At 40.3% G+C, this 20,897-nt stretch carries 18 protein-coding genes and 1 riboswitch; of the genes, 6 read left to right on the forward strand and 12 right to left on the reverse strand.

Annotation, left to right across the window (positions count from 1 at the left end; all coding sequences use genetic code 11):
* Positions 1–73: 73 nt before the first annotated feature.
* From BUE31_RS03280 to BUE31_RS03295, 4 genes are all read right to left on the reverse strand, one after another.
* Positions 74–862, reverse strand: a complete 789-nt coding sequence (locus BUE31_RS03280; RefSeq protein ID WP_073400207.1) for a DUF3108 domain-containing protein — start codon at positions 860–862, stop codon at positions 74–76.
* Positions 863–1,029: 167 nt separating this feature from the next.
* Positions 1,030–3,222: a bifunctional alpha,alpha-trehalose-phosphate synthase (UDP-forming)/trehalose-phosphatase gene (locus tag BUE31_RS03285; RefSeq protein WP_073400209.1), complete on the reverse strand. Its 2,193-nt coding sequence runs from the start codon at positions 3,220–3,222 to the stop codon at positions 1,030–1,032.
* 341 nt (positions 3,223–3,563) lie between these two features.
* Positions 3,564–4,040, reverse strand: coding sequence for a YajG family lipoprotein (locus tag BUE31_RS03290; RefSeq protein ID WP_073400211.1), 477 nt, complete (start codon positions 4,038–4,040; stop codon positions 3,564–3,566).
* A 342-nt stretch (positions 4,041–4,382) separates the two neighbouring features.
* The gene (locus BUE31_RS03295) at positions 4,383–5,192 is read right to left on the reverse strand and encodes an SDR family oxidoreductase (protein ID WP_073400213.1); all 810 of its coding nucleotides are present in this window, start codon (positions 5,190–5,192) and stop codon (positions 4,383–4,385) included.
* 120 nt (positions 5,193–5,312) lie between these two features.
* On the opposite strand from BUE31_RS03295, the gene BUE31_RS03300 reads away from it, so the two are divergent.
* Positions 5,313–6,533 (forward strand): alpha/beta hydrolase-fold protein, encoded by a 1,221-nt coding sequence (locus BUE31_RS03300; protein ID WP_073400215.1) that lies wholly within the window; start codon positions 5,313–5,315, stop codon positions 6,531–6,533.
* A 97-nt stretch (positions 6,534–6,630) separates the two neighbouring features.
* Here the strand turns inward: BUE31_RS03300 and BUE31_RS03305 are convergent, their stop codons facing one another.
* From BUE31_RS03305 to mqnE, 3 genes are all read right to left on the reverse strand, one after another.
* Positions 6,631–7,377 (reverse strand): menaquinone biosynthetic enzyme MqnA/MqnD family protein, encoded by a 747-nt coding sequence (locus tag BUE31_RS03305; RefSeq protein WP_073400217.1) that lies wholly within the window; start codon positions 7,375–7,377, stop codon positions 6,631–6,633.
* Positions 7,378–7,384: 7 nt separating this feature from the next.
* Complete coding sequence (locus BUE31_RS03310) at positions 7,385–8,002, reverse strand: histidine phosphatase family protein (protein ID WP_073400219.1); 618 nt, start codon at positions 8,000–8,002, stop codon at positions 7,385–7,387.
* A gap of 141 nt (positions 8,003–8,143) precedes the next feature.
* Complete coding sequence (gene mqnE / locus BUE31_RS03315) at positions 8,144–9,337, reverse strand: aminofutalosine synthase MqnE (protein WP_073400221.1); 1,194 nt, start codon at positions 9,335–9,337, stop codon at positions 8,144–8,146.
* A gap of 119 nt (positions 9,338–9,456) precedes the next feature.
* Between mqnE and BUE31_RS03320 the strand changes: the two genes are divergently transcribed.
* Positions 9,457–10,926, forward strand: a complete 1,470-nt coding sequence (locus BUE31_RS03320; protein ID WP_073400223.1) for a S41 family peptidase — start codon at positions 9,457–9,459, stop codon at positions 10,924–10,926.
* A 1-nt stretch (position 10,927) separates the two neighbouring features.
* Here BUE31_RS03320 and BUE31_RS03325 read toward each other — a convergent pair whose 3' ends face one another.
* Complete coding sequence (locus BUE31_RS03325) at positions 10,928–11,161, reverse strand: hypothetical protein (protein WP_073400225.1); 234 nt, start codon at positions 11,159–11,161, stop codon at positions 10,928–10,930.
* Between the two features lie 102 nt (positions 11,162–11,263).
* The gene (locus BUE31_RS03330; RefSeq protein ID WP_073400227.1) at positions 11,264–11,773 is read right to left on the reverse strand and encodes a hypothetical protein; all 510 of its coding nucleotides are present in this window, start codon (positions 11,771–11,773) and stop codon (positions 11,264–11,266) included.
* Positions 11,774–11,833: 60 nt separating this feature from the next.
* Here BUE31_RS03330 and BUE31_RS03335 point away from each other — a divergent pair, with 60 nt between their 5' ends.
* From BUE31_RS03335 to BUE31_RS03350, 4 genes are all read left to right on the forward strand, one after another.
* Positions 11,834–12,949: a trans-sulfuration enzyme family protein gene (locus BUE31_RS03335; protein WP_073400229.1), complete on the forward strand. Its 1,116-nt coding sequence runs from the start codon at positions 11,834–11,836 to the stop codon at positions 12,947–12,949.
* Between the two features lie 254 nt (positions 12,950–13,203).
* A riboswitch (SAM riboswitch) is annotated at positions 13,204–13,313 on the forward strand.
* A 242-nt stretch (positions 13,314–13,555) separates the two neighbouring features.
* Complete coding sequence (locus BUE31_RS03340; protein ID WP_073400231.1) at positions 13,556–14,863, forward strand: O-acetylhomoserine aminocarboxypropyltransferase/cysteine synthase family protein; 1,308 nt, start codon at positions 13,556–13,558, stop codon at positions 14,861–14,863.
* A 77-nt stretch (positions 14,864–14,940) separates the two neighbouring features.
* Positions 14,941–15,996: a homoserine O-acetyltransferase family protein gene (metX, locus tag BUE31_RS03345; protein ID WP_073401623.1), complete on the forward strand. Its 1,056-nt coding sequence runs from the start codon at positions 14,941–14,943 to the stop codon at positions 15,994–15,996.
* Entirely contained in the window at positions 15,996–17,231 is a 1,236-nt protein-coding gene (locus BUE31_RS03350) for a homoserine dehydrogenase (RefSeq protein ID WP_073400233.1), read from the forward strand. The genes metX and BUE31_RS03350 overlap by 1 nt, the downstream gene beginning before the upstream one ends.
* 77 nt (positions 17,232–17,308) lie before the next feature.
* Here the strand turns inward: BUE31_RS03350 and BUE31_RS03355 are convergent, their stop codons facing one another.
* The 3 genes from BUE31_RS03355 to BUE31_RS03365 all read right to left on the reverse strand — a co-directional run bounded on the left by BUE31_RS03355 (position 17,309) and on the right by BUE31_RS03365 (position 20,896).
* Entirely contained in the window at positions 17,309–17,800 is a 492-nt protein-coding gene (locus BUE31_RS03355) for a hypothetical protein (protein ID WP_073400234.1), read from the reverse strand.
* A gap of 191 nt (positions 17,801–17,991) precedes the next feature.
* A complete protein-coding gene (locus tag BUE31_RS03360) occupies positions 17,992–19,605 on the reverse strand; it encodes a dihydrolipoamide acetyltransferase family protein (RefSeq protein WP_073400236.1) in 1,614 nt (537 codons plus the stop codon).
* Between the two features lie 43 nt (positions 19,606–19,648).
* On the reverse strand, positions 19,649–20,896 hold the full coding sequence (locus BUE31_RS03365) for a competence/damage-inducible protein A (protein WP_073400238.1): 1,248 nt from the start codon (positions 20,894–20,896) through the stop codon (positions 19,649–19,651).
* Between the last annotated feature and the right edge of the window lies 1 nt (position 20,897).

Raw genomic sequence — 20,897 nt, forward strand, 5'->3', positions numbered from 1 at the left:
TAATACTCATACTGCATAACAGTTTTAAAAGCTTTCACCCTTTACCTTTAACCTTTCGCCTTTTACCTCCTTCTCAGGAAACACCCAGCTTCAATTTATACCTGTATCCCCTGCCCCCGCCGAAGTAATTTTCCATCTTTAATACCTCGTGTGATTTTTTGGCTATCCAAAAACGTTCATAGCCCTTTTCGGGATCCTTATTGTCATTGTAGTTGTTAAGCACCCAGCAATCAATCTTTTCACCGTTACTGCCTGTTAAAAAATCGCTTGCAATAACTGTATAAGCCACTTCTTCTGCTTTTCCAAAGCCGGGATCATAATAATTGATCACAAAAACCCTGTTTTCTTTATAAGGCAGCAGCGAATAAATTATCATATCGGCATGCCAATTCAGATTGTATTTACTAAAGGAATCGTTAAAATCTTTTATTGCAACAGCTTTAATTGAATCAGGCACATCGCTTTTGTTGTTTACATTTTTAAACTCAACCTGTTTTGCTTCAAAGTCGAACTTAATTGAATAGCCCAGGCGCTTCCAATAAGTATCATGTAATAGGGTACTAAAATCTTTTGCATCAAAAACGGTATAACATTTATGTACAACGGTGTCATACTCCCATTGCTGCTTCACAAAAAATGCAGGCTTGTTATGGTATTGCTTGGCCTCAACATTAAAGTTTATAAGCGTTACTCTGCTCGCAGGCGCCTCTTTTGTCTTTTTATTATATTGCAAATAGCTAAAATCACCGGTTTGCAAATGTTTAAGGTCAAGCGTAGCAGGCTCAACATGAATAGTATCAATGTTTTTAGCGATGGATGGGATTGTAAATGCTGATAAGGCTAAAAGAAGAAGTAATTTCATAATGAATATTGTTTTCGTAAATATTCATCATCAGTTGGCCGCTGTAAAATAAAGTTAACAGTTTGCCCTTTATTTTTAATCAATTGGGGTATTTCTCAATTTGGCTTAAGTTAAATTAAGTTTTGTTGGAATACCTTTTGCCTTTTATCTTTCAGCTTTCACCTCCTTTAATGCACCGCCACTTCTTCAGTAAAGCTCAATAGCAATTTTCTCACTTCGCCCGGGTTACGTAAATAAAATTTAGCGGCAGAAACATTCCCTCCTACCTTAATGGTCAGCGCTGAATCAGGTAACGCTTTAAATACATCTTCGTCTGTATAATCATCACCAAAGGCAATAATAAAATCATAATTATTTTTCTCTACAAGCATCAAGGCGGCTTTGCCCTTATTTATTTCCATGTTTTTTACCTCCAGCACTTTATCACCGGGTAAAAGCTGCAGGCCCTTATCGCTTGCCAGGTATTTTAAATTATTCATCAGCTCATTGGCACGCAGCTCGCCAAGCCCTTTTTGTGCATTGCGGTAATGCCATACCAATGAATATGTTTTTTCCTCAATAAATGAACCTGGTGTACGGTCAACATAGGTTTCCAGCACGGGATAGATATCATGTTTCCAGGCATCAGAAAGGCCGGAAACTTTATGCCATGACGTATTTTGCTGTTTAAACCACGAACCATGTTCGGCAATCAGGTATACATTTTTATCGCTAAACCATTCGCTTAAATTTTCGTGCTTACGACCACTTATCAATACTATCATATTGGCCGGATCTTCGGCCAGTCTTTCAATAATTGTATAAAGCTCTTTGTCTGGCGATGCCTGGCTAATGTTCGATTTAAAATCAACCAGCGTTCCGTCATAGTCTAAAAATATGATTCGGTTTTTGGTTTTATGGTAACGGTTTATTATTGATTGCTCGGTTGAGAAACTAACATGCCTGGTTTGCATGGAACGCTGCATTTGCTTAACCTCTTTAAGCCTGTCCATAAATATTTTTACCCAATGCGTTATATTAAACTTAGCAACTAACTGTCGCATTTGCTGCATGCGCCTCCTTTGCTCACTCAAAGGCATGTTGATTGCCGTAATTATAGCATTACAAACCTCATTGGTATTGTTTGGGTTAACTACCAGGGCATCAATCAATTCTTTCGATGCACCCGCCATTTCGCTTAGTATAAGTACGCCGTCGTCATTTATGCGGCTGGCTACGTACTCTTTGCTAACCAGGTTCATGCCATCCCTCATCGGGCTAACCAAACAAACGTCTGCCGAATAATATAGGGCCGACAATGTTTCAATGGGGAACGAACGATAATAATAATGAATAGGTGTCCATTCCATGTTGCGGTACATCGCATTGATGTTCCCTACTCTCTTGTCAATTTCATCGCGCAGGTGTGCATACTGAGGTACGGAGTCGCGTGACGGTACAACTATCATGTGCATAGTTACTTTTCCGCAATATTCAGGATGCAGCTGCAGCAATTGTTCAAACGCTTGTAAACGCTGCAAAATGCCTTTACTATAATCAAGCCTGTCAATTGACAGGATAAGTTTGGTGTTTTTAAAAGTTTCCTTTATTATTTGCACCTGCTCAATCACCTCTTTTTGCAGCGGAAGCGATGAATATTTCTTTTCATCTATCCCCATCGGGAAAGACTCAACCACTATAGACCTGTCGCCGCTCGTTATTACGTTTGCTGACGAATTTATAGGCAATATGCGCGTTGCAGCGCCTAAAAAGTGTCGTACGTCGTCAAATGTATGAAAGCCGATCAGGTCGGCGCCAAGCATGCCTTCAAGCAACTCCTGCCGCCAGGGAATAAGCCTGAACATTTCGTGCGACGGGAAAGGGATATGCAGGAAAAAGCCAATAGAAACATCAGGCATTTCCGCCCTGATCATTTGCGCTAAGAGTAATAGCTGGTAATCATGGATCCATATAACATCGCCGGGTTCGGCAATCGCCAGTACGGCATCCTTAAATTTTTGATTTACAATGTTATAATAATCCCAGTTCGATTGTCTGTAAACCGCATAAGTTGAAGTATAATAATGAAATACTGGCCATAAAATTTCGTTACTAAAGCCTTCATAATACTGGTTGATCTCTTCCTGGTCTAAAAATACAGGTACTAAGCTTAGATCGGCTAATTGATTGGTTATAGTATGCCTGTCTTGTCGTTCGGCAATTTCAACGCCGGGCCACCCAATCCATTTGTTATTTCCTTTTTTATAGATCGATCCCAAACCTGTAGCCAACCCGCCTTCACTGGGAGATAATGTATACTCATCCCCTGTTTTCGAAATTTTTACGGGCAACCTGTTTGAAACTATTATTGTTTTTGACATAGAACACAACTTAATGGGCACTAATTGCACGAATTGATTCGAATTACACGAATTGATTAAAAAAATCCATGTAATAAAATTCAATCCGTGTTTATTCGTGACTCATTAATAAGGTTTATAACCGCAAGTTGTTTTAGAAAAATGCATTTTTATGTCAATTAAGGCATTTTTTTTAACTAAAGGGTAATCGTTGACATAATATAAACATTCTGTTAATGGGGCATTCCCGCTGCAAATCAAGTTCGTGAAATTCGAACTAATTCGAGAGAATTAGTGCTTACATAATAAAAAAAGCCACCTGCAATTTGCAGATGGCTTCAAAATAATTGTTGTTTTGGGTGTTATTTCACTTGTTTGAAAAACTCAACGTTTCCTGAGTTTGCAACCCTAACCAATATTTCATGGCTGGCGCTTTTTAAATCAACAAAGTATGAAGTTGATTCAATATCATTGTTTAAAGCTTCATTAGCCTGGTAAACAATAACTTCACCAGCTGTATAACCTTTATAGTTATCAGCAATCATTTTTTGTGATTTAGCAGGGATAGCTTTGTAGATAGTAGTTTGAGTAGTACCTAAAAAGTCACCGGCTAAATTGTAAAATGCAGTTTTCTTGGTGCCATCAATGATGAAATCAGCTTTCTGGCAGTTTTTAGTTACTGTCCATACAGTATTGGTTGCATTTGCAAAATCTGCGCTAAATGCCTGTTGTACAGAATAAGAAACCGTAGCACCTTCAATTTTTTTACCGCCGTCAGCAGCAAATACACTAACGCTGAACAAAGCAGCAGTTGCGATAGTTAAAAATATTTTTTTCATGTTATGTTAAATTTTAAATCCGCAACAAAAATAACAAAATATTGCCATTTGTCGCTATAAAATTTCATTTTTATGAATATTTTATAATTATAGGCCTTTTTTGGTAATAAATTTAAATTATCACAATCTACTTAGTGTATTTTTTACAATATGTAAATCAAAAAAAGCACGAAAAAGTGCCTCACCGATTAGGTAACAGCTATTTTACATGAAGTTAACGTAGATTTTTGGTTGAATAAGTTGATTGAGTTAGATTGAGTTGATTAGGTTGAGCTGAGTTTGAAGGGGGATGTTATTTTAACATAATCAACTCAATCCAACATAATCAACCACTAACTAACCTCATCCATTATCAGCAAACCCCGGATACAAGGTCATGCCGCCATCCATAAATATGGTGGTGCCGGTAATATAGTCGGCATCGTCTGATGCCAGCCAGGCGGCAAGCTTACCGATGTCTTCAGGTTTGCCGATGCGATTATAGGGGATCAGCGTTAATAATTTCTCCAAAGCTTCCGGGGTATCCCAGGCTGCTTTATTAATAGGTGTTTGAATTGCGCCGGGACCTATCCCCACTACCCTTATTTTATGTGGCGCCAGTTCCTGCGCTATGCTTTTCATAAACATGCTAATGCCGCCCTTGCTCGCCGCATAATTTACATGGCCTCCCCATGGAATAACCTCGTGCACACTACTCATGCAAATTATTTTACCTGCAGCTCTACTCCTGTCTTCAACCACTCCCCTGCGGATAAATTCTTTTGCCGCTTCGCGCGAGCATAAAAATTGCCCGGTAAGGTTTATATTGATGACGGTATTCCACTGGTCAAGCGTCATATCCACAAACTTCGAATCCTTTTGCAGGCCGGCATTGTTCACTAATATGTCAATGGTACCAAATTGCTTAAACATTTCGGCAAACATGGCCTGCACCCCGCCCTCATGGCTCACATCGGCCTGGTAAGCAAACGCTGTGCCTCCTGAGGCTTTTATTTCATTTACGGTTTCTTCGGCAGCATCATGGTTATGGGCATAATTTATAACAACGCTTGCCCCGGCTTGTGCCAGCGCTAATGCAACGCCCTTGCCAATACCACTATCGGCGCCGGTAACTAATGCTGCTTGTCCTTTTAATAATGGGGTTGAATTCATATGATATTGTTGAGTTATAAATATACAAATCGCAAATAACAGATCTGGTTTTAGCCTGGTATAAATTAATCTTAAAATTTGTGGTTTTATTAATACCTTCAATCCCAACATATTTAACCTATGATCAATCCTTACTTAAAACCCTGGTTCCTGAAAAGCTTTATCTTTTTATTTTTTATAATACCACTATGTTTACAGGCCCAGAATACGGCTGAGTATAAACCATTAATCGCAGATAATGTACAGATTACCTCAAAAATCCTTGGTGAAACCCGTAAGGTCTATATTTATGTTCCGCCTGCCGACTCCCTAAATCCCGCAAAACGCTATCCGGTATTATATTTAATGGACGGTGAAAATCATTTTGGTATGATAGCCGAGCTTTGCAAGTACCTAAGTCGTTGGGATGTTAATGTGATGCCTGAAATGATTGTAGTAGGCATCCCAAATACCAACCGCACAAGAGACCTCACACCTACCCATAGTATTATTGATTATTACGGCAAAGCGGATACAAGTGCAACTTCATGGCTTAAATCAAGCGGTGGTAATGACAACTTTTTGCAGTTTATTAGTACAGAATTGATGCCTTATGTTGAAACTCATTATAAAACACAGCCTTTTAAAATATTTGCCGGGCACTCTTTTGGCGGGATAACAGCTATTAATTGCTTTTTGAACAATCCGGGCATGTTTAACGCTTACATAGCCGTAAGCCCTTCTTTTTGGTGGGATAACGAATATTTGTTAAAGCTGGCGGATAAAAAGCTGCAAAAGGGATCCGCCTTAAACAAAATACTTTTTTACAGCGATGCCAACGAAGGCATGGATGATAAAAGCACATTCCATACTAGCCTGCTGAAATTTGATTCGCTGATAACCGGAAAGCAAATTATTGGCCTTGATCATAAGTATTTGAATTACCCTGACGATATCCATATGACTGAACCTGTAAAAGCATATTATGATGCCCTGCGGTTTATATACGGGCAATGGGATTTAACGTCGCAGGAGTTTGAACAAGCTAGTTCTGTAATAATAATGAAGCATTACCAGCAATTATCAAAACGCTACGGCTATACTGTTTTACCAAATGAGGTGAATATTAACAATTGGGCCTCCGATTTAATGAAGAACCCCGAAACGCTGAACAATGCAATAAGCCTTTTTGAGATGAATGCTGTAAATTATCCTTCTTCACCTAAAGCATTTACCAGCCTGGGCGATGCCTATATAAAAAAGCATGAGCAGCAAAAAGCTATCGCCAGTTATAAAAAAGCACTCATGCTAAACCCGGAATATGAAAACGTTAAGGGTAAATTGAAAAGCCTGCTAAAGTAAAATACTTTTCTCGCCTGGGATTTATAAGATTGCAGGATATGTACTTTAATATTTGAAAAATTAATCCTTTAATCTTATAAATCCTACAAATCTTAGTTTATAATGCCTTTATATACTCATGAAACAAATGCAGCGCCTTCTTCTTATCTTCTGTCAATTCAAAATCAAGTTTGTGCATTAAATAATCTTCCAAATCAAAGTCTGCTCTTTGGGGGAGTTCTTTTAACAGTTCAACCCGGTGATCAAGTCCGGATTTCAGCGCCTTGTTAAACTCTTCCATAAAATCAGCCGGGATGGGCTTGTTAGCCACCCACGCGGCAAATACAAAAGGCAGACCGGTAAATTTTTGCCATTCTTCGGCAAGGTCATATACATATTTGTATTGCTGCTTTTTGCCAAAGGTGCGATCCCCTATCTGTACAAAAGCAGTAAAAGGGTCGTTTGAAGCCGCATAACCAGGCGCATTTTTAATCATCCGATGATCTGCTTTCCAGTAATTCTTCAGCAATACCCTTGCTAAATTATTTGACGAGCGCGATTCCGGGTCAAGCTGCAATGTTTTAATCTCGTGGATCTCGCAATTGCTGAAAATAAAAACAGAATTTACCGGTCCTGATGCGCCAATGCAATAATCAGAAACGATTTCCCATTGTGGAAGGCTCAATATAGCAGCAACCGGGATCAGGCCGATATCAACCTTATCGTCAATCAGTTTTTGGGCACAATCTGACGGGATATCAAGGCTCAGATCTATCTTATTGATGATCTCGCTGTGCTGGATGCCGTATAAAAAGGGTTTGGTATTGGTGTAGCTAACTGCGGATATTCTTATTTTAGTATTCAAGGTAGTTCTAGCTGTTTTTTAAGTGTTCGGCGTTATTAAAATCAACGATCTCGTATTTATCGCCGTCACAAATAACTTTATATAAAACCAGGTTCTGGTGCGGAAAGGTATCCATTTCCGTAAGCGGTTTGCCTGTAAGCAGGCACAAGAGTAAACGCATTGCGCGGCCATGCATGCAAATAAGCACAGTTTCTTCTTCAGGATGGCCCATGATAACTTTTAGGGCTTCAATCTGCCTTGCTTTTACCTCGTTAGGACTTTCGCCACCTTCAAATTTTGAATCTAATTTGCCATCCAGCCAGTCGCGCATTAGTTGAAGAAATGCCGCTTTGTTTTCAGTTGTAGCAGGCTGCCCCTCGTGAATTCCCCAGGCAAGCTCATCCAACCCTGCTAATTTTTCAAACGGGATGCCAAGATCAATAAAAGGCTGAACACTTTGCTGCGTACGTTTAAGCTCCGAAATATAAATTTTATCAAACGGCACCTGTTTATAAGCAGCAAAAAACTGTCCGGCTTGTTTACGACCCTCATCATTCAGGTCGGTATCCATTCCGCGGCCCTGTACAATGCCCCGTTTATTCAGTTCAGTTTGCCCATGGCGGACGATGTAAAGTGTTTTAGTCATTGTTATTAGTCATTTCGCTGCGCTGTCATTAGTCATTTCGCTGCGCTGTCATTGGTCATTTCGCTGTGCTGTCATTGGTCATTAGTTTTTTGGATGATTGTTATACATTTTAAAAGCTCCCAATGACACAATGACCAATGACTAATTAATTACCGGCAACCTGTAAAATTGAGGCTTTGCTTCCTGCGGAAATTCAAAGTTTGTATAGTCGGTAACTACGTTGTATAAAGTATCTCTTTCAATAGGTTCGCGGCCCACATTCTTTATCAGCTCAACCAATTGTTTAGTGCCCATGCCAGGGTGTTGCTCTTCTGCGCCGGCCATTGAGTAAATTTTGGTAGTATCGTCAAGGGTACCGTCAATATCATCCACACCAAAATTAAGCGACAATTGTGCTGTGGTGCGGCTGATCATAGCCCAGTAAGCTTTTATGTGGTCAAAGTTATCCAGGTAGATCCGGGCAATTGCATAATTGCGCAGATCCTCAACCACCGTTGATTCCGGCACATGCGACATCTGGTTATCCTGGTTGCGGAATTTTAACGGGATGAAGGTTTGGAAACCGCCCGTCCTATCCTGTAGCTCGCGCAGGCGTTCCATGTGGTCAACCCGGTGCCAATATTTTTCAATATGGCCATAAAGCATAGTTGCGTTTGAACGTGCGCCCAGCTTATGCCATTCTTCGTGAATAGCAAGCCATTGATTGCCGGTACATTTATCTTTGGCAATTTGCTCTCTTATTTCCGGGTGAAAGATCTCGGCGCCGCCACCCGGGATTGATTCCAGCCCCGCATCCAGCATCAGCTTCATGCCGGTAGCGTAGTCAATTTTGGCTTTCTTAAATATATAATGATATTCAACAGGTGTTAATGCTTTAACATGCAATCCGGGTCTGTGCGCTTTTATTTTGCTGAACAGTTCGCTGTAAAAAGCAACATCATACTGTGGTAAAACTCCGCCAACAATGTGCACCTCGGTAACCGGCTCGTTATCGTATTTTTTTACGATGTCCATCATTTCATCCATCGTATACTCCCACCCTTCTGATTTTTGTTTTATCAAACGGGAGTACGAACAAAACTTACAATCGTAAACACACAGGTTGGTTGGCTCAATATGGAAATTACGGTTGAAATAGGTTTTATCGCCGTGTCGCTTTTCGCGGATATAGTTGGCTAAAACTCCGAGATATCCCAATTCACCCTCTTCATACAGCAAAACACCTTCATCAAAGGTGATTCGTTCGCCGCGAAGCACTTTTTCGGCAACTTGTTTCAAACCGGCAGATAAATGCGGATTCTGTAATAATATAAGCAGGTTACTTTCAGCTTCCATTCAAAATTACTTTTGGCAAAAATAGGAAATGTTCGTGTAATCGTGGTGTAACATTTAATCAGTATAATGTTCTTTTTATTATCAATGATGTTGATATATTTAAAACTCAAAGTTTCCTGATGAAAAAACTATTAATTGCTTGCTGCTTAATTATAATATATGCAGGTTTGTCTGCCCAAATAAAAAATCCAGGATTTGAATTAAAGAGTGATTCGCTAAACTCATTACCCGCAAACTGGATAATTAAACATGCAGACGGATCTACAACCTCACTTGATGAAAATATAAAGTTTGCCGGTACAAGCTCGTTTAGTATAAAAAGCATACAAAATGTTAATCCTGCTATCTATAGTATCTTCTCACAAACATTTGACATAAGTGTTAGCCAGTTAAAGATCATTAAATTTTCAGCCTACATTAAAACTGAAAATATTAAAGGAACCGCTGCCCTATATTGCCAGGTAATGGACAATGATAACCGTATTATAGGCACGCAAAGCATAGATTCAAAGAGTATAACACAGCAAAATAATGACTGGAATAAATATACCATATCAATAGCCGTAAATGGTAATGCTAAGAAAATATTGGTTGGTGGTTATTTGATTGGTGAAGGCGCTGTTTGGTACGATGAATTTAGTATGGAAGAGTTTCCGTTTCAAAATACAACGCCATCAAACGACGTTAAACAATACATAAAAGAATTTACAGATATTATTAAAAAGTATTCTATATATACTAAAAAACTAAATTGGGCTGGTATTGATGCTGATATTGATCAGCTATCGGGTGGAATAAAGACCATTGAAGACGCACAATTATTAACAAGCTATATTATGAGCGAATTGAGGATCGCCGGGGATAATCACTCCTTTATAAAGTCCAAGGCAGCAGCGGTTAGGTACGCAAATGAGAATGTGGATATGAGGCTGCCGTCTGCAAAACTTTTGCCTGGTATTATTGGCTACGTTTGGATGCCGGGCTTTGGTTCAACCAGTGATACGGCATCCACATCATTCGCAACAACAATTCAAAATATGATACGGGAGCTGGATACCAAAAATGATATTTCAGGTTGGATTATTGACCTCAGGCATAACAATGGCGGTAATATGCACCCCATGATTGCCGGGCTTGGCCCAATAATTGGCAATGGTACACTGGGGTATTTTGTTTCGCCTGAAACCAACAAAATTACACCCTGGATGTATAAAAACGGAAAAGTAACTAACGGTTCGGCAATTACGGCAAAGGTATCAGGCGCTTATGCTATTAAGAATCCAGGTTCTAAAGTAGCTGTTTTAACCGGGCCCAAAACAGCAAGCAGCGGAGAAATGACAACCATTTGTTTTATCGGCAAGCCCAACGTTAAGCTTTTTGGACAACCAACAGGTGGCTATACTACTGGCAATCGTGGTTTTAAACTGTCAACAGGTGCTTATCTTTATTTAGCCAGTGGCTATGCTGCCGATAGAAATAAAAAGGAATATTTAGGTAAAATAGATCCTGATGTGGTTGTAAAGGACACTAACGAAAATGGTGATGATGCAACTATTAAGGCAGCTACAGATTGGATCCGGAATAAATAAATCAGGAAACTGAATTTTTCTTTAATTCATTGGTTTCTTTCCTGTTATTCATCCATGCTGTAACATAAATATTTGCATAGTATAAACCAAAAACCAACATGGCCCCTACCAATGCGCCATCAAAATAAGGCTTTAGCGAAAGATGTGCTGATGGAAACAAGTATTTACTCGTAAAGCTTATTAACGATATAACCAGCAGTACTATTGATACCAGGGGGATGCGTCCTATTTTCATTTATAACAGATTTTTATGCTAATGTATAATTTTCTCCACAAATGTACAGCGTTAGCAATTATGAATTCAAAAAAAATCTTCCGCTTATACTTAGTTTATTTTTTATAAAGCCGTTACAGAAGAGATATTAATCCCCCGGAAGCAATCATCCTGGCAGCCATCAGGTACATAACCACAACTTGCTATTAAGCCTTTGCTATCCGTTTCAAAATATACTTTGTTCTTTGTTTTATCGGCAGATAACCATTCGGTTGGCGCTTTTGCATAAATCTCATCAAGTGTAAGCAGGGCCGCTCCTCCCTGGTGTGTGTTCAGTGTTGTACTGTCTTCCGTCCAGGTCTTGGTTACGTTTGCAACTGTGGAGTTTTGCGGGTAAAAACCTGCTGTATAACTTCTGCCGGTTACTGTTCCGTTCTTTACTGTTATTGTAGTTGCATCGTAAGCGCCAAATACCGAAACAAAACTGGCAACATATGAATAAGAATTATTTATAGTCTTTTTATAGGTATTCCATTTTGCCTGGCTACTTTGAAACTTTGACTGGTATGAGAATTGATCCTTTTTGCAGGATACAAAAAGCATAATAACTAAAATGTAAAGCAGGTTCTTCATAAGATAAAGTTTTTAAATACCATTACGTAATTTAGCCGCCTAATGCTACATTACAATATTATGAAAATTGAAACCATTGCCATCCACGCTGGGAACCACGTTGACGAAACGTCAAAAGCCGTAATTCAGCCTATCATATTATCCACCACGTTTGAACGGGCTGTTGATGGTACATTTCCGGGTGGGCATATTTACAGCCGGTCAAGTAATCCTAACCGTACTTTGCTCGAAAATGTACTGGCTAAGCTGGAAGGTGGCGCTGATGCTGCTTCATTTTCATCAGGTAATGCAGCAGGGATGTCGGTTTTTCAATCATTGGAGCCGGGCACGCACATTATTGCACCCGACGATATGTATCACGGTTTACGGAACCAGCTTAAGAATCTTTTTGCAGGGATCCTGACCTTTGATTTTATAGATGTAAATAACCCCGAAGTTTTACAAAACCACATAAGGCCCGAAACCGGTTTGATCTGGATAGAAACGCCGTCAAACCCGCTGCTTAAAATAACAGACATAAAAATGGTTGTAGCTATTGCAAAAGCAAAAGGCATAAAAGTAGCCTGCGATAACACATTTGCAACCCCAATATGCCAACAACCACTCGCTTTAGGCGCTGATTTGGCGATGCATTCCGCTACCAAATATTTTGGCGGGCACAGTGACTTGATGGGCGGCGCACTGATCACCAAAGAAAAAAGCGATTGGTGGTCAAAGATCCGCCAGGTGCAGGAAATGGGCGGTGCTATCCCCTCCCCGATGGATTGCTACCTGCTTACACGAAGTATAAAAACATTGCCTTACCGCATGCGCGGCCATGTGCATAACGCGCAGCTATTGGCTGAATTTTTAGAAAATCATCCCAAAGTTGAGGGAGTAATGTACCCGGGACTGCTATCCCATCCACAGCACGCTATAGCCAAAGAACAGATGTCGGCTTTTGGCGGCATGCTTTCATTTACCTTAAAGGGTGGCGAAGCGGAAGCCCGCAGGGTAATAAACGGACTGAAAATATTTACCAAAGCCACCAGCTTAGGTGGTGTTGAAAGCTTAATAGAACACCGCGCCACAGTTGAAGGGCCAGATACCAAAACACCTTTTAATTTATTAAGAGTATCTGTTGGGCTGGAGCATATTGACGATTTGATTGCTGATTTAGAGCAGGCGTTGGGTTAGTGATTAGAGACCAGAGGTTAGAGATTAGAGGAGGGAAAAAGGCTTGTTATTTACTCTGATTACCAGATTTACGAAGTTTTTAAAACTTCGTAAATCTTATCCATTTTCAATCCACAACCTTTCACCTTTTACCTTTCGCCCTTTACCTTTCCCCTCAAAAGAAAATTAAATTTGGAATACTCACAAATATCCCTTTATATTTGCAACAATATTTGGTAGCAATACCATTGATCATTACCTCCGCAAAGGGTTTTGATTTATAAAGAAGCGGCGAGAGATCAGGCTCAGTAACCCGCTGGCAACCCTTCAAAATTGAAGAAGGTGCCAATTCCTGCCCCGGTAAATATCCCGGGAAATATAAATTAATAACCATGAAAAGTTTGATTTACACCATTTTCCAAAACATTTTTAAGGCTCCCAAACCTACCGCTATGCTATATGTTTATAGTCCGTCAAAAGGCTATATGTGTATTTGTTGCTGTTGCTAAGCCCTAACACGTTTTATTTTTCTTTTCCCTGAAAATGTACGTGACTCACAAAGGCGATCTATATCGCATTGTGATCAAATAATCAACAAATTTCATTAAAAATTTAAATCTTAAAAACATGTCATCTGCCAATTTAAAATTTGAAACTTTGCAACTTCACGCAGGCCAGGAGGTTGATCCAACAACAGGTTCACGCGCTGTACCGCTTTACCAAACTACTTCATACGTATTTAAAAATGCCGAACACGGTGCAAACCTGTTCGCTTTAAAAGAGTTTGGCAATATTTACACCCGTTTAATGAACCCCACTACTGACGTTTTTGAAAAACGCATAGCGGCTCTTGAAGGGGGCGTTGCTGCTTTGGCAACTGCATCGGGCCAGGCATCACAGTTTATCGCTTTAAATAATATATTGCAGGTAGGCGACAATTTTGTAACCTCACCTTTTCTTTATGGTGGCACATACAACCAGTTTAAGGTAGCATTTAAGCGTTTAGGCATTGAGGCCCGTTTTGCTAAGGATGATACTGCCGAAAATCTTGAATTATTAATTGACGATAAAACCAAAGCCATTTTCCTTGAAACTATCGGTAATCCCGGCTTTAATATTGCTGATTTCGATAAGGTAGCTGCGCTTGCGCGCAAGCATGACCTGCCTCTAATAGTTGATAATACTTTTGGTGCAGGAGGCTATTTATTCCGTCCGCTGGAGCATGGCGCTAACGTGGTTGTTGAATCAACCACCAAATGGATCGGCGGGCATGGTACCAGTATTGGCGGGGTTATAGTTGATGGTGGTAATTACAATTGGGGCAATGGTAAATTCCCTCAGTTTACAGAGCCTTCCGAAGGTTATCATGGTTTGATATTTGCAGATGTATTTGGCATTGGCGGTCCGTTCGGTAATATCCAATTTATTATTCGTGCCCGCGTTGAAGGCCTGCGCGACTTCGGCCCTTCGCAATCACCCTTTAATTCGTGGTTAAACATACAGGGCTTGGAAACACTTTCACTGCGCGTTCAACGCCATGTTGACAATACGCTTGAACTGGCTAAATGGCTGGAACAGCATCCGCAGGTCGAAAAAGTTAATTATCCCGGCCTTGCTTCATCTCCGCACCATGCCCTTGCTAAAAAATATTTAAAAAATGGCTTTGGCGCAGTATTAACATTTGATGTTAAAGGCGGAAAACAAAATGCAGGCAAAGTAATTGATGGCTTACAGTTAGTGAGCCACCTGGCAAATGTTGGCGATGCAAAAACGCTAATCATACAACCATCAGCAACCACGCATCAGCAGCTTTCTGATGAGGAACAATTAGCTGCGGGGGTTTTACCAAATTCATTACGTGTGGCGGTAGGATTAGAACATATTGATGATATAAAAGCAGATTTTGAACAGGCCTTTGCTAAGCTAAACGCATAGGCGGAAAAACTATTTGGTCAGTGGTCACTAACATTTCACAAATGCCCAATGACTACTGCCCAATGACTAAAATAATAATGAACGCAGAAATATTTAAATACAACGGTCCCTTTGAACTTGAATCGGGCAAACAATTAAAAGAGCTTGAAATAGGTTTCCATACCTATGGAACGCTTAATAAAAACGCGGATAATGTAGTGTGGGTATGCCATGCCCTCACTGCAAATTCCGATGTTTTTGACTGGTGGAAAGGCTTGTTTGGTGATAATAATTATTTCAACCCCGATGAGCATTTTGTGGTATGTGCCAACATCCTGGGTTCGCCTTATGGTACCAGTAACCCGCTAAGTATAAATCCGGTAACAGGTCAGCCTTATTATCTTTCTTTTCCGGAATTTACGGTACGTGACATTGTTAAAGCACACAGCCTATTAGCTGAACATCTTGGTGTAAGAAACATTGAGATCCTTATCGGTGGTTCGCTTGGCGGTCAGCAGGCTGCTGAATGGGCAATTATCGAACCCGAGCGCATAAAAAATCTTATCCTTATTGCCTCCAATGCAAAACATTCGCCATGGGGAATTGCATTTAATGAATCGCAGCGTTTGGCGATCAGCGCCGACCGTACATTCTATTCAAACTCACCTGATGGTGGGCAAAAAGGATTAAAGGCAGCAAGAAGCATTGCCCTGCTCTCCTACCGCAACTATAAAACATATTCCATCACTCAGCAGGAAGACGAAGATAACATTACCGGCGACTACAAAGCGGCATCGTACCAGAATTACCAGGGCGAAAAGCTGGTGAACCGTTACAATGCCTATAGCTATTGGTACCTGTCAAAAACTATGGACTCTCACAACGTGGGACGTAACAGGCATGGAGTTGAAAAAGCATTGAGCTTGATCAAAGCGCGTACATTGGTTATCGGTATAAAATCGGATGTTTTATTTCCGATAGAAGAACAGCAATACCTGTTCAGGCATATTCCAAAATCAGCCTTTGCCGAACTGGATTCATTTTATGGGCATGATGGGTTTTTAATTGAAACAGAAGCATTAACAAACATAATTACATCATTTTTTAAAACAGATGTAAAAGGAAAAATTATTGAATTACAACGCACAGCGTAATGAGTAAAAAACTAAACATAGGATTATTTGGCTTTGGCGTGGTTGGCCAGGGTTTATACGACATCATCAAAACAAAACACTTAAACCTGGAAATTGTAAAGATCGCCATAAAGGATGCGCATAAACAACGCTCACTCCCATCGCATTTATTTACAACCGAAAGGGATGAGCTGCTTAACAACCCGGAGATAAACACCATTGTTGAACTGATAAATGATACGGAAGCTGCATTTGAAATTGTTTCAAGGGCATTAAGTTCTGGTAAAAACGTTGTATCGGCCAGTAAAAAGATGATTGCGCTCCATTTGGAAGAATTGATTGAGCTGCAGCATAAATACGGGACATCATTATTGTATGAAGGTTCAGTTTGCGGGAGTATCCCAATCATCCGTAACCTGGAAGAATACTATGATAATGAATTGCTGCATTCAGTAAGCGGTATTTTTAATGGGTCATCAAACTACATACTTTCAAAAGGTTTTAATGAGGGTTTGGATTATGACAGCGCATTAAAACAGGCACAAGACCTTGGTTTTGCCGAAACAGACCCCACAAGTGATGTTGGCGGTTTTGATGCCAAATATAAATTGGTTATTGCCGCTGCACATGCATATGGTGTAATTGTAAAGCCTGATGAGGTATTTAATTTAGGGATCCAAAATCTGTCGGCGCATGACCTTCAGTACGCCCGCGAAAAGAACCTTAAAATAAAGCTGGTTCCCGTAGCAAAAGAGCTTGATGACCAGCATGTAGCTCTATTTGTGCTGCCAAAGTTTGTTAACGATAAAGAGTTTTTATACAATGTTGAATACGAATACAATGGCGTAATTGTACAGGCGGCTTTTGCCGATCAGCAATTCTTTTTTGGTAAAGGTGCGGGCGGTCACCCTACTGGCTCTGCAGTACTGTCAGACATTGCAGCGTTGCGGTATGATTATCAATATGAATATAAAAAGGCAAAAGAGCGCAAAGGCCTTAACTTTACCAATAATATCGAGCTGAACATATACTTGAGGTATGAGGATGAAAGCCTGGTTGAAGCTTTGGATTTTGTGCATATCCATGAGCGTTATTATTCAGGCAGTTACAAGTTTGTTATCGGGAAGATCAATCTTCAAAACCTGGTAGATAACCAGCAGCTTATAGCCAATAACAAAGCATTCGTAGCATTTGCCGACCAGCTTGCAGGCGTTAATTTGGCTAAAGAAGTTAAAGAGGCGGCCACGGCTTTATAAAGATTTTTTTTGTAGGTTTTATAGTTTTTAATCAGGCTCCATTATGGAGCCTTTTTAATTTACTTCAAATAGACGACTCATGAAGTCTTTAAAATCCTGTAAATATCTTCACTTTCATAATATTTGTCGGCAATTACAGTGATAGGTAACCCAAAAGCTAATATTAAAGCCCCCAGGTTTTTCATAAAACCTACAACATTAAAAGGTTGGGAATGCACCTGGCTTAAAGGCAATACTAAAAGGTTCATAACTGCCCATATTATAATACCTGTAACTAACATTAATACAAACCTGAATTTTACAATGTTTATAAGCTTGTTATAGAATACAAAAAACAGAATTGTCCAGGTAAAAGCTATAAAATAGTGAAATAATACTCCGTAGTATATCATTTCATTGCCCGGTCCAAATGCTGCATTGCCAAAAACTCCGCTGGCTATAAATTTAAATATAACAGATGCCGGAACTTTATTATTAATAATTATAGCCAGCAGCGCATCCAATGAGCCTGTAAGCAGCCCTGTAAATAAAAACCAGGGCAATAATTTTTTTCTGTTTGCTTGTTCCATCGTGATAATTAATTAAAATGTTTATCAAATTTCACGAATGGCGGCAAAGCAAGCAATTCACAGCTTATGCATGTTGAAACAAGTTGGTACAAGATTTCCGGGAATCAATTAAACAAAAAATCCCGCCTAAAATAGACGGGATGTAATATTTCTTTTCGACAACTCCCCCTTTAGGGGGTTGGGGGGCAAGGCTAAATATCCCTGTCAGTTTCCCAGTTTTCAAGATAATCAGCCACACGTCTTACAAATGATCCACCCAAAGCGCCATCAACTACGCGGTGATCATATGATAATGATAAGAACATCATATGGCGAATCCCGATCATGTCACCCTGTAAAGTTTCGATTACTGCAGGCTTTTTCTTAATTGCGCCAACAGCTAAAATAGCTACTTGAGGCTGGTTTATTATAGGCGTACCCATAACATTACCGAATGAGCCAACATTGGTTATGGTAAATGTACCGCCCTGAACATCATCAGGTTTAAGCTTATTGGTGCGGGCACGGTTTGCAAGGTCATTAACCGCTTTGGTAAGCCCTATCAGGTTTAACTCATCGGCCTTTTTAATAACCGGAACTATCAGGTTCCCGCTTGGCAAAGCTGTTGCCATGCTGATGTTGATATCTTTCTTCTTTATTATCTGTGTGCCATTTACCTGGACGTTGATCATCGGCAGGTCTTTTATGGCTCTTACAACAGCTTCAATAAATATAGGTGTAAATGTTATCTTCTCCCCTTCGCGTTTTTCAAAGCTCGATTTTATTCTTTCGCGCCATAAAACAAGGTTGGTTACATCGGCTTCAACAAACGAAGTAACGTGTGGCGAAGTATGCTTGCTCATCACCATATGATCGGCAATTAAGCGGCGCATCCTGTCCATTTCAATTATTTCATCGCCACCAGACATTGATACGCCTTTTGGCGTTTTATTTTCTGCAAGCTCCTGGGCAGCTGGTTGAGGTGCAGGAGGAGCAATAGGTTCAGGACGTGGTACTTCTGCAACAGGTTCCGGTATTGCCGCTTCCGCAACAGGAGCAGCTGTAACTATAGGCGCAACAGGAATATTTACGGCTTCAGGAGCAACCGGCTCAGCGCTTTTTTGTGATGCCAGTGCAGGCTGCACTCTTTGCTGAACATACAATAACAGGTCATCTTTCGTTAACCGGCCTTCGGCGCCCGTACCAGGGATCTGATCAAGCTCCACATTGCTGATACCTTCCTGTGCGGCAATATTTTTTACCAAAGGCGAATAAAAACGAAGCCCGTTCTTAGCGGCCTCATCTGTTTTATCTTCTGCCTTTTGTTCCAACTGTTGGATATACGGAACAGGTTCGGCATAATTTTTTACTGATTCGGCAAATACCTGTGGTTTTGGTTCTTCAGCTTGTTTTATTTCAGGCTGAGGAACGGGTGCGCTATACACAGGTGCCGGTGGTGGCGTATGCTGAACAACGGGGGGCTTAGCCTCTTCTACCGGTTGAGGTATTCGTTGAGTTACAACAGGCTGTACCGGAGCTTGATGGAATGTAGCCGCAGCCGGCTCTTCTTTAACTTCTTCGGGTTCATCGGTTTCAATTATTGCAATAACTGCACCAACCTTAACCACATCATTATCCTTATAAAGCCGTTCGGCTAATTTGCCCGATACCGGAGATGGAACATCCGAGTCTACTTTATCGGTGGCAATTTCCATTACTGTTTCATCGGCTTCTATATAATCTCCCGGGTTTTTAGTCCACTTGATTATAGTTGCCTCTTCAACACTTTCGCCCATTTTTGGCAGCAACAGTTTATATTTAGCCATAGACAATATATAGATTAAAGGCCAAAATTAGCTGATTTTATCGTTATTTTCCAGAATTGTGAAGTAAAGTATTCAACATATTTAAGGCTGAAATTGCAGTCCTTTCGATGTTTTGACGGCGTTTATTCCCAAATGTTAATTTCTTTACGATGGTTTTGTTGAGAGAGGCCACTGCAATCCACACGGTACCGACGGGTTTATCAGGCGTTCCTCCGTCAGGCCCGGCAATGCCGGTAACAGCCAGGGCATAATCCGATTTAAAATTGTGCAAAGCGCCTAAAACCATTTCGGTGGCTGTTTCTTCGCTTACAGCTCCAAATTTCGCCAAAGTCTCTTTTTTTACGCCCAAAATACTTTCCTTTAATTCGTACGAATAGGAAACTGCCCCGCCAAAAAATACTTTTGATGAGCCTGCATGCTGGGTAATTAAATGTGAAATGTATCCACCTGTACAGCTTTCGGCAACTGACAGCGTGAGGTTATTCTCCGCCATATAATTTAATATGGCCTTTTCTATTGATATATCTTCTTCAGCAGCTACAACATTGGCAACACGTTCAACTATTTTAGTTGCAAATTCATTTATTTTATTTCTTACAACAGCTTCATCTTCGCCATATCCGCTAAGCCTTAACCTTACCTGGCCAAGCTTTGGCAAATACGCCAGCTTAATGAACGATGGTAAAGTGTCTTCAATGTCAGCTATCTGTTCAGCCAGGTATGATTCTCCTTCCCCTACTGTTAAAATGGTTTTGTGAATAATTACGGGTAACTTTAACGATGATTTAAGTTTTGGGATCACCTCATCTTCCATCATGTACATCATTTCGTGCGGTACACCCGGCATCGAAACATAAATTTTACTTTTTTCATTAAACCACATTCCCGGGGCTGTGCCGTTTTTATTGAGTATCACTTCACAGTTCTCAGGTACTTGCGCCTGCAACCGGTTTACTTCCAGCATAGGCCTGTTATAACGCGAAAAAATATTTAACACATTATCCAAAGCATCCTTATTCTCAACCAGCTTAACATTAAAGTATTCGGCAATCGTTTTTTTTGTGATATCATCCCTGGTGGGCCCAAGCCCGCCGGTTATCAAAATAATATCTGCCCGGCCAGCTGCTTCTTTAAGCGCAGTTAAGATATGCTCCCTGTCATCAGATACCGAAGAGATCTGTTTTATACGAATCCCGATATCATTGAGCTGCCCGGCCATCCAGGCTGAATTGGTATCAACAATTTGCCCTATAAGTATTTCGTCCCCTATTGTTATTATTTCTGCAAGCATT

The sequence above is a fragment of the Mucilaginibacter sp. OK098 genome, from assembly GCF_900142915.1.
Taxonomy (GTDB): domain Bacteria; phylum Bacteroidota; class Bacteroidia; order Sphingobacteriales; family Sphingobacteriaceae; genus Mucilaginibacter.

Excerpts from the sequence above, each read along its gene's own strand:
- BUE31_RS03280 (WP_073400207.1), bottom strand. The coding sequence starts at position 862 with ATGAAATTACTTCTTCTTTTAGCCTTATCAGCATTTACAATCCCATCC.
- BUE31_RS03285 (WP_073400209.1), bottom strand. The coding sequence starts at position 3,222 with ATGTCAAAAACAATAATAGTTTCAAACAGGTTGCCCGTAAAAATTTCG.
- BUE31_RS03290 (WP_073400211.1), bottom strand. The coding sequence starts at position 4,040 with ATGAAAAAAATATTTTTAACTATCGCAACTGCTGCTTTGTTCAGCGTT.
- BUE31_RS03295 (WP_073400213.1), bottom strand. The coding sequence starts at position 5,192 with ATGAATTCAACCCCATTATTAAAAGGACAAGCAGCATTAGTTACCGGC.
- BUE31_RS03300 (WP_073400215.1), top strand. The coding sequence starts at position 5,313 with ATGATCAATCCTTACTTAAAACCCTGGTTCCTGAAAAGCTTTATCTTT.
- BUE31_RS03310 (WP_073400219.1), bottom strand. The coding sequence starts at position 8,002 with ATGACTAAAACACTTTACATCGTCCGCCATGGGCAAACTGAACTGAAT.
- mqnE (WP_073400221.1), bottom strand. The coding sequence starts at position 9,337 with ATGGAAGCTGAAAGTAACCTGCTTATATTATTACAGAATCCGCATTTA.
- BUE31_RS03320 (WP_073400223.1), top strand. The coding sequence starts at position 9,457 with ATGAAAAAACTATTAATTGCTTGCTGCTTAATTATAATATATGCAGGT.
- BUE31_RS03325 (WP_073400225.1), bottom strand. The coding sequence starts at position 11,161 with ATGAAAATAGGACGCATCCCCCTGGTATCAATAGTACTGCTGGTTATA.
- BUE31_RS03330 (WP_073400227.1), bottom strand. The coding sequence starts at position 11,773 with ATGAAGAACCTGCTTTACATTTTAGTTATTATGCTTTTTGTATCCTGC.
- BUE31_RS03335 (WP_073400229.1), top strand. The coding sequence starts at position 11,834 with ATGAAAATTGAAACCATTGCCATCCACGCTGGGAACCACGTTGACGAA.
- BUE31_RS03340 (WP_073400231.1), top strand. The coding sequence starts at position 13,556 with ATGTCATCTGCCAATTTAAAATTTGAAACTTTGCAACTTCACGCAGGC.
- metX (WP_073401623.1), top strand. The coding sequence starts at position 14,941 with ATGAACGCAGAAATATTTAAATACAACGGTCCCTTTGAACTTGAATCG.
- BUE31_RS03350 (WP_073400233.1), top strand. The coding sequence starts at position 15,996 with ATGAGTAAAAAACTAAACATAGGATTATTTGGCTTTGGCGTGGTTGGC.
- BUE31_RS03355 (WP_073400234.1), bottom strand. The coding sequence starts at position 17,800 with ATGGAACAAGCAAACAGAAAAAAATTATTGCCCTGGTTTTTATTTACA.
- BUE31_RS03360 (WP_073400236.1), bottom strand. The coding sequence starts at position 19,605 with ATGGCTAAATATAAACTGTTGCTGCCAAAAATGGGCGAAAGTGTTGAA.
- BUE31_RS03365 (WP_073400238.1), bottom strand. The coding sequence starts at position 20,896 with ATGCTTGCAGAAATAATAACAATAGGGGACGAAATACTTATAGGGCAA.